Source organism: Monashia sp. HAY1-5C (genome assembly GCF_056755255.1).
In genome coordinates this window covers 1-6,862 of the sequence record NZ_JBPGXG010000187.1, presented here as the reverse complement: position 1 = coordinate 6,862, position 6,862 = coordinate 1, and the positions used below count along the sequence as shown (strand labels likewise).

The following is a 6,862-nucleotide window of genomic DNA, read 5'->3' as shown; positions in this document are numbered from 1 at the left end:
GTCCCGGCACCGTGCGCACATAGCTCATGTCGGTGACCTTGAGCAGCGGCATCATCGCGACCTTCTTCGTGACGATCCCGTAGCGCAGGAGGAGCCGCTTGTCGGTGGCGAGGAACCAGTGGTTGCCGTAGTCGAAGAGGATCCAGAGCAGCCGCGCGAGGACGGCCAGGAAGATCCACCAGACGATGCTGCCGAGCGCCTGGGTGGTCCGGGTGACGTTGGAGTCGACCCAGATCGCGAGGACGAGGGCGGCGACCGTCGAGGCGACCGGTTCGATGAGGGTGGCCCAGTGCGAGTGCACTGCGACGACGAGCTTCTCTCCCGGCAGCAGGACCCGGTCGAGCCCCTTGGGTGCGTCGCGTGTCAGTCGCAGCTGCACGGTGGCCTCCTCACCCGGGGCGGGATCAGCGGTTCAGCAGGGAGTTGAAGAACGCGAGGATCGCGTGGAAACCGTCGACGAGGACGCCCCAGATGTTGTTGACGATGTCGGCAGCCTTGGTCGGCGACGTGAAGACGGCGTAGACGAAGAACGCCAGCACCACGATCAGGATGACTTTCTTGGCCTTGGGGCCCATCGGATGTCGCTCCTTGGAGGGTGGGGCCGAGGCTGCCCTGACAGTCACAACGGCACAGGAATGGAACCAGTGTGCCGTAAGGGGCTTCTGTGCCGAGGTACCGACGTCCGCGTGTTGACCATCGGCGTCGATATCCTCGGCGGGTGCCGCGCCCGACCACGACGTTCGCCGACGAGCTGCGAGACGCCCTGGCCAGCGCGGTCCGGGGCGCCGACCAGCGGGAGCTCGCGCGCACCACCGAGGCGCTCGTGGAACGGTACCGCGCCGTCGCGCCAGCCGAGGCGCCCATCCTCGCGTCGGCCGCGCACGTTCTCGCCTATGCCGCCTACCGCATGCCCGCGACCCATGCAGCGCTGAGGAGGATCCTCGACGACGTCGCGGCGTCCGGCTTCGCGCCGACCACCCAGCTCGACCTCGGCGGGGGCACCGGGGCGGCGGCGTGGGCCGCTGCGGCTGCCTTTCCGACGCTCGAGCGCATCACCGTCCTGGACCAGGTCGACGAGGCCCTGCGGCTGGGCCGTGCCCTCGTGGGTGACGCGCCGGTGCCGTCCCTGGCATCCGCGCGGTTCGAGCGCGCCGTGGCCGGACGCTGGCCGGACCAGCGCGCGGACCTCGTCACCGTCTCGTACGTGCTGAGCGAGCTCGACGCGTCACAACAGGACGTGCTCGTGCTCAACGCGATGGCGCGTGGCAGCGTCGTCGTCGTCGCCGAGCCGGGAACACCGGACGGCTACGCCAGGGTGCTGAGGGTCCGGGATACCTTCCGGGTGGCGGGGTGGACCCTCCTCGGCCCCTGCCCGCACGCCGAGGACTGTCCTCTGGTGCAACCGGACTGGTGTCATTTCGGCGCTCGCGTCAGTCGGTCGGCCGAGCATCGCCGGCTCAAGGGGGCCCAGCTGTCCTACGAGGACGAGAAGTTCTCGTGGGTGGCTGCGGCCGCACCGGGTGTCGTTGCGACGCAACCCGACTCCGCGCGGATCCTTCGGCGGCCGTTGAAGCACAAGGGGTTCGTCGAGTTCCGGGTCTGTCGCCCCGACGGCTCAGCGGGCCGGGAGGTCGTCTCGAAGAAGGACCGTGAGCGGTACCGTGCGGCGCGCGACGCCGAGTGGGGCGACTCGGTGCCGCGCTGACGCATCGGTCAGACGACGCCGTAGAGGCGGTCGCCGGCGTCGCCGAGGCCGGGCACGATGTAGCCCTTCTCGTTGAGCTTCTCGTCGATGGTGCCGAGAACCACCTTGACCGGCACGCCGAGGGACTCGGTGGCGGACCGCAGGTGCTCGACGCCCTCGGGGGCGGCGAGGAGGCACACCGCGGTGATGTCGTCGGCGCCGCGCTGGACGAGGTACGTGATGGCGTCGCCCATCGAGCCGCCCGTCGCGAGCATGGGGTCGAGGACGAACACCTGGCGCCCGGTGAGGTCGTCCGGCAGGCGGTTGGCGTACGTGACGGCCTCGAGCGTCTCCTCGTTGCGCTGCATGCCCAGGAACCCGACCTCCGCGCTCGGCAGCAGACGGACCATCCCCTCGAGCATTCCCAGGCCGGCCCGGAGGATGGGCACGATGAGCGGCTTGGGGTTGGACAGCTTGATGCCGGTGGTCGCCGCGACCGGCGTCTCGATCTCGAACGGCTCGACGCGCACCTCGCGCGTGGCCTCGTAGGCGAGGAGCGTCATGAGCTCCTCGGCAAGGCGACGGAACGTCGGGCTGTCGGTCCGCTTGTCGCGCAGGTACGTGAGCTTGTGGGCGATGAGCGGGTGATCTGCGACGTGGACGTCCATGGGTGGAAACTTAGCGCGTGGCTACGCGATCCGAGACCTCCACCGACCCGGCCGTCCCGACGCCCGCCGACCTGTTCGACGCCTGGGTGGGCGAGGCACTCGAGCTGGCGGCGGCCGCGGCGTCGAGCGAGGACGTGCCCGTCGGCGCGATCGTCCTCGACGGCGACGGGGCCGTCATCGGCCGCGGCTGCAACGTCCGCGAGGCGGCAGGTGACCCGACCGGGCACGCGGAGGTCGTCGCGCTGCGCGAGGCGGCCGCCTCGAGGGGAACCTGGCGGCTCGACGGCTGCACGCTCGTCGTCACCCTCGAGCCGTGCGTCATGTGCGCCGGCGCGGCGATGCAGGCGCGCCTCGACCGGGTCGTGTTCGGTGCCTGGGACCCCAAGGCCGGAGCGTGCGGCTCGGTCTGGGACCTGACGCGTGACCCGCTCGCCACGCACAACGTCGACATCGTCGGCGGGGTCCGTGCAGGGGAGTCGGCCGAGCTCCTCGTCGATTTCTTCGAGGGCCGGAGGCTCCGGTAAGGTCTCCTCTCGGTGGCGTGTCCGAGCGGCCTAAGGAGCACGCCTCGAAAGCGTGTGTGGGGGTGACTCCACCGTGGGTTCAAATCCCACCGCCACCGCCATTCACCTGCGGAAACGCCGGTCAGAGCCTTCGGGCCCTGACCGGCGTTTCCCGTCCTCGTCTCATTCGTAGTCTCATTTGAGCTCCCGGCGGGGTTCGGCGGGGTCCCACAAGAGGCCGCCGAGGCGCTCGGCGACGTCGCGGCGGATCGGGTCGACGACGTGCGCGTACCGCTGGGCCATGGCGGGGTTGGACCAGCCCATCACGCTCATCATCGTCGGCTGGCTCACGCCGAGCAGCAGCAGGATGGTGGCCGCCGTGTGACGGGCGTCGTGCAGCCGGCTGTCATGGATGCCGGCGTCCTTGAGGAGTTGCTTCCAGTGGCTCGAGTCGGTGCGCGGGCTGATCGGCGCCCCGGTCTCTGTCGTAAAGACCCAGCCTCCCTCGGTCCAGGCGTCACCCGCATGTTGACGCTCGCGGTCCTGGATCGTCTTGTGCTGCGCGAGGAGGTGCGCAAGTTGGGCTGGGAGGCCGATCTGGCGCCGGCCGGCACGGGACTTGGTCGTGTCGGTGTCCGGATTGGTGCGAACTCGTTGCGGGCAGTAGCCGGCCTTGGCCTTGCCGCACGTTCCATCACATCCGTGGGAGTACTTGGGTCGCAGCCTATTGCGGCGCACCGTGAGCAGCTGGCTCTCGAGGTCTACGTCGGTGCCGAGTGCGCACCCGCGGCTCGCGCCAGAACACGACCAGCGCGATGAACGAGATGACGAGCACGACCGCAGCCCCGACCAGCAGGTACCCGAACGGCATCGGGAGGTCCTTGCGGCTGCCCAAGCCGTTGTCGGTCGCGCTTCTCGGCGCAGCCGTTGACGCCGCAGCGCGGCGATGACCTCGCCCTCCCGGTGGCTCAGGCGCACGAGCTCTCGATGCCGCTCGAACGATGTCGACCAACGGTTCTGCTCCGCGCGACGGCGAACGCCCCAGAAGACCCTCCTCTGGGTTCGAGCCCGACGTCGCTTGTCCTCGGTCGCACCCTTCCCACGAGACCGAGGTGGGGCTGCCGCCACTCCTGTGCCGGCAGCGCTGGATCGTGACGCCCTGCCCAGCACTACCGCATCGACGTGCTGCGCAGGATCCGCGCGTGACCACCCCGCGTGCCGGCCTGCTGCTGAGCGCAGAATCGCGCGAGCACGACGCTGGCTGCCGTGGCAGGTGCTCCGAGAACGGTCGTTTCTGGGGTGCGACGTTGTCCCGGCGTGGGATGCGTCCGGCGCATTCTGAGAGCTTGGTAAAGGGAAAGCGGGAAAACCGTATGTAAAACGCATCGAACCGGGGCAAATGGACGTCGATGCGTCTTAATTGCCCTGGGGCACCCGTCCCACGCTGCCGAGGCCCTGGGGAGTGAGTACGCATGAGAATCGCCGTCGTCGGGCTCGGGACTGCGGGCGCCTGCATGCTGGACAGCCTGAGCCAGGCCCTGCGCAGTCACCCCGATATCAGCCTGACGCTCTACGACCCGGCCCCCGAGCCGTGGCGCGGGCGAGTCTTCGCGCCCGACAGTGAGTACATCCTCGCCAACGCTCCGGTGGAGGCCATGTCCGTCCGTCAGGGGGACACCGCGCACGCGAAGCGGTGGCTGGTGCGTCAGGGTGACCTGGATCCCGGAAGCGCCGAGGAGGTATTTCTCCCGCGCCAGCGGTACGGGCAGTACCTGTTGCAGCACGCGGAGGGGCTCGTGCATGACCTGCGCGGCCGGGGCTGGACGGTGGAGTTCGTGCAAGAGAGCGCCACCTCGCTCGTACCGGTCGGCTCGTCGCGCTACGTCGTGGGAGCTGGGAGCCGCCGCGACGAGTTCAACTACGTCATCCTGTGCGCCGGCGGCAGTGTGCTTGGCAACCCGTTCCGTCTCGACGGCTGCGACGGGTACGTCGCAGACCCGTACCCGACCCGCGAGCGTCTCGACGGCATACGCTCGGATGCCGCGGTCGGCGTGCTGGGCAGTGGCTTGACCGCGGTGGACGTCGCCGTGGCGTTGAGGGAACGCGGGCACAACGGGCCGATCCGGATGTACTCACGATCCGGAGTCCTCCCGCTGGTACGGCGCCCCGGCCCGCCCTGGACGGCGAAGCACCTGACCTCGGAGCAGCTGGTCGACCTTGCCTGCTCGACCGGCACGTATCCCCTCGTCGATGTCGAGCGCCTCGTCAACCGGGAGGTGCAGGCCTGGGGAGGGAGAACCCGGGGGCTGTTTCCCGCCGCACCCGGACCCGCGAACCAGGCGGCATGGTTGCGCCGGCAGCTCGAGCGGCCGCACGACGCAGCGGACCTCGAGACGTTCATCTTCCAGAAGTCGATACCTCTGGTCTGGCAAGACATCTGGTACAGCCTGACCCCCGAGGACCAGCGTCGCATCCTGGCGTCGCCCGCGACGCTGCGTTCGATCATCAGCCGCTGTTGCCCCATGCCGCAGGTCAACGCAAGGAAGATCCTCGCGATGCTGGACTCGGGTCAGCTGACGGTGAGAGGCGGCGTGACCTCAGTCATGCCCCGCCGGAAGGCCTTCGACGTCCAGCTGGCCACGGCAAGAGAGCACGTCGACTACGTCGTCAATGCCATCACCCCGGCCGTCTACGGCGTGCATCCCAAGGTCGAGCCGCTCGTGGACTCGGCCATCGCCCACGGTCTGGCGCGCCGGCACCACGCGGGCGGCCTGCAGGTGCTGGCACGGACGAGCGCGGTCGTCGGACGCGACGGGCCGGGCGCGCTGTACGCGTTGGGTGACCTCACCCGGGGCGCCTTCTTCTTCACCTTCGGCCTGCCGGTGCTGGTAAGTCGCAGCGCCGACATCGCCAAAGCGATCCACGACGACCTGCACGAGAAGGCCCAAGCCCTCCCGCGCCGCTCGGCGCTGGCCGTCGGCGCCTAGGACACGTGACCCCAGCAGCAGCACGACCCCGCGCCCCCGCGCGGTCGAAACGCCGCCTCCCGAGGGGGTGGCCTGACCACGAAGAAGCAGGAGACGCTGATGGAATCCGCAATCCCGCCGCACCTGGCGCAGACACGCTCCGAACAGTCGCACCTGAGGGCCGGCTGGCAGCCGCCGTACCCGTCCTACGTGGCCCGGTTCGCCCCGACGACGACTCGGGTGGTGATGGCCTGCTTGGGTGTCCAGTACGACGGCACCGGGCCGGCGCCGGAGCGCGTGACCTCGGCTCTGTCGCGGCTTGACCACGAGTGCTCGGCCGCAGACGGTCCACGGCACTGCGACCGGGCAACGTACGTCGACGAAGCCGGCTACACGACCATCATCACCATCGCCTACTGGGACGAGCCGGAGCGCTACGACCGGTGGTTCGCCGGAGCCCACGCCGTCTGGCTCGGCGACCAGCACCTCACCGACACGGCGGGCTTCTTCGTCGAGACCCTGCGACCGTCGGTGTCCCGGTTCGAGACGTTGTTCTCCAACGACCGCCGCGAAGGTGTCGCACGGATGGCCGACGGGCTCAGCGGCGAGGTCCTCGAGCATGCCTACTGGGGCGGGGCACGTGACCGGCTCCCCGCATCCCAGACCGACGCGCTGCTGCCGGGTGACGTGCCTCGACCGGAGGCCAACGGCGCAAGGTGGCGAGTCTCCGGCCAGCACAACCTCTGTCTGATCCGCTCCGGGCAGGACTGGACCGACACCGACGGTGACGAGCGCCGGATGTACCTCGAGGAGGTCGAACCCACCCTCCGAGCCGGCATGGAGTTCCTCCGCGACGAGGGACGGACGGTGGGCTGCTACGCGAACCGATACGTGCGCCTGCTCGACGCCGACGGTCGACCCACCGACAAGAGCTTCGGCATGAGCTGGTGGCGCAGCCTGGCCGACCTCGACGACTGGGCCAGGGAGCACCCGACCCACGTGGCGATCTTCGGCGCGGCGATGAAGTACCTGTCCACGCTC

At 69.6% G+C, this 6,862-nt stretch carries 8 protein-coding genes and 1 tRNA gene; 5 read left to right on the top strand and 4 right to left on the bottom strand.

Annotated elements, in window-relative coordinates; genetic code table 11:
- The coding region (locus tag ACR9ZK_RS19950; protein WP_481343712.1) for a PH domain-containing protein at positions 1–379 on the bottom strand (379 nt) is incomplete at its 3' end.
- A gap of 25 nt (positions 380–404) precedes the next feature.
- Positions 405–575 carry a hypothetical protein gene (locus ACR9ZK_RS19945; protein ID WP_481343711.1) on the bottom strand — a complete coding sequence of 57 codons (171 nt, stop codon included), beginning with the start codon at positions 573–575 and terminating at the stop codon, positions 405–407.
- A gap of 143 nt (positions 576–718) precedes the next feature.
- On the opposite strand from ACR9ZK_RS19945, the gene ACR9ZK_RS19940 reads away from it, so the two are divergent.
- Complete coding sequence (locus tag ACR9ZK_RS19940) at positions 719–1,705, top strand: small ribosomal subunit Rsm22 family protein (protein ID WP_481343710.1); 987 nt, start codon at positions 719–721, stop codon at positions 1,703–1,705.
- Positions 1,706–1,713: 8 nt separating this feature from the next.
- On the opposite strand, the gene upp is transcribed toward ACR9ZK_RS19940, so the two are convergent.
- On the bottom strand, positions 1,714–2,352 hold the full coding sequence (gene upp / locus ACR9ZK_RS19935) for a uracil phosphoribosyltransferase (RefSeq protein ID WP_481343709.1): 639 nt from the start codon (positions 2,350–2,352) through the stop codon (positions 1,714–1,716).
- Between the two features lie 17 nt (positions 2,353–2,369).
- On the opposite strand from upp, the gene ACR9ZK_RS19930 reads away from it, so the two are divergent.
- Together ACR9ZK_RS19930 and ACR9ZK_RS19925 are read left to right on the top strand one after the other, a co-directional pair.
- The gene (locus tag ACR9ZK_RS19930; protein WP_481343708.1) at positions 2,370–2,876 is read left to right on the top strand and encodes a nucleoside deaminase; all 507 of its coding nucleotides are present in this window, start codon (positions 2,370–2,372) and stop codon (positions 2,874–2,876) included.
- A gap of 11 nt (positions 2,877–2,887) precedes the next feature.
- Positions 2,888–2,977 (top strand) — tRNA-Ser (locus tag ACR9ZK_RS19925).
- 73 nt (positions 2,978–3,050) lie between these two features.
- On the opposite strand, the gene ACR9ZK_RS19920 is transcribed toward ACR9ZK_RS19925, so the two are convergent.
- Positions 3,051–3,593 carry a tyrosine-type recombinase/integrase gene (locus tag ACR9ZK_RS19920; protein WP_481343707.1) on the bottom strand — a complete coding sequence of 181 codons (543 nt, stop codon included), beginning with the start codon at positions 3,591–3,593 and terminating at the stop codon, positions 3,051–3,053.
- A 734-nt stretch (positions 3,594–4,327) separates the two neighbouring features.
- Between ACR9ZK_RS19920 and ACR9ZK_RS19915 the strand changes: the two genes are divergently transcribed.
- On the top strand, positions 4,328–5,842 hold the full coding sequence (locus ACR9ZK_RS19915) for an FAD/NAD(P)-binding protein (RefSeq protein WP_481343706.1): 1,515 nt from the start codon (positions 4,328–4,330) through the stop codon (positions 5,840–5,842).
- Positions 5,843–5,941: 99 nt separating this feature from the next.
- On the top strand, positions 5,942–6,862 hold a 921-nt coding region (locus ACR9ZK_RS19910), incomplete at its 3' end, for a phenylacetaldoxime dehydratase family protein (protein WP_481343705.1).

What these genes read in the sequence shown, in the direction of transcription:
- upp (WP_481343709.1), bottom strand. Translation starts at nt 2,352, where the DNA reads ATGGACGTCCACGTCGCAGATCACCCGCTCATCGCCCACAAGCTCACG.
- ACR9ZK_RS19915 (WP_481343706.1), top strand. Translation starts at nt 4,328, where the DNA reads ATGAGAATCGCCGTCGTCGGGCTCGGGACTGCGGGCGCCTGCATGCTG.
- ACR9ZK_RS19945 (WP_481343711.1), bottom strand. Translation starts at nt 575, where the DNA reads ATGGGCCCCAAGGCCAAGAAAGTCATCCTGATCGTGGTGCTGGCGTTC.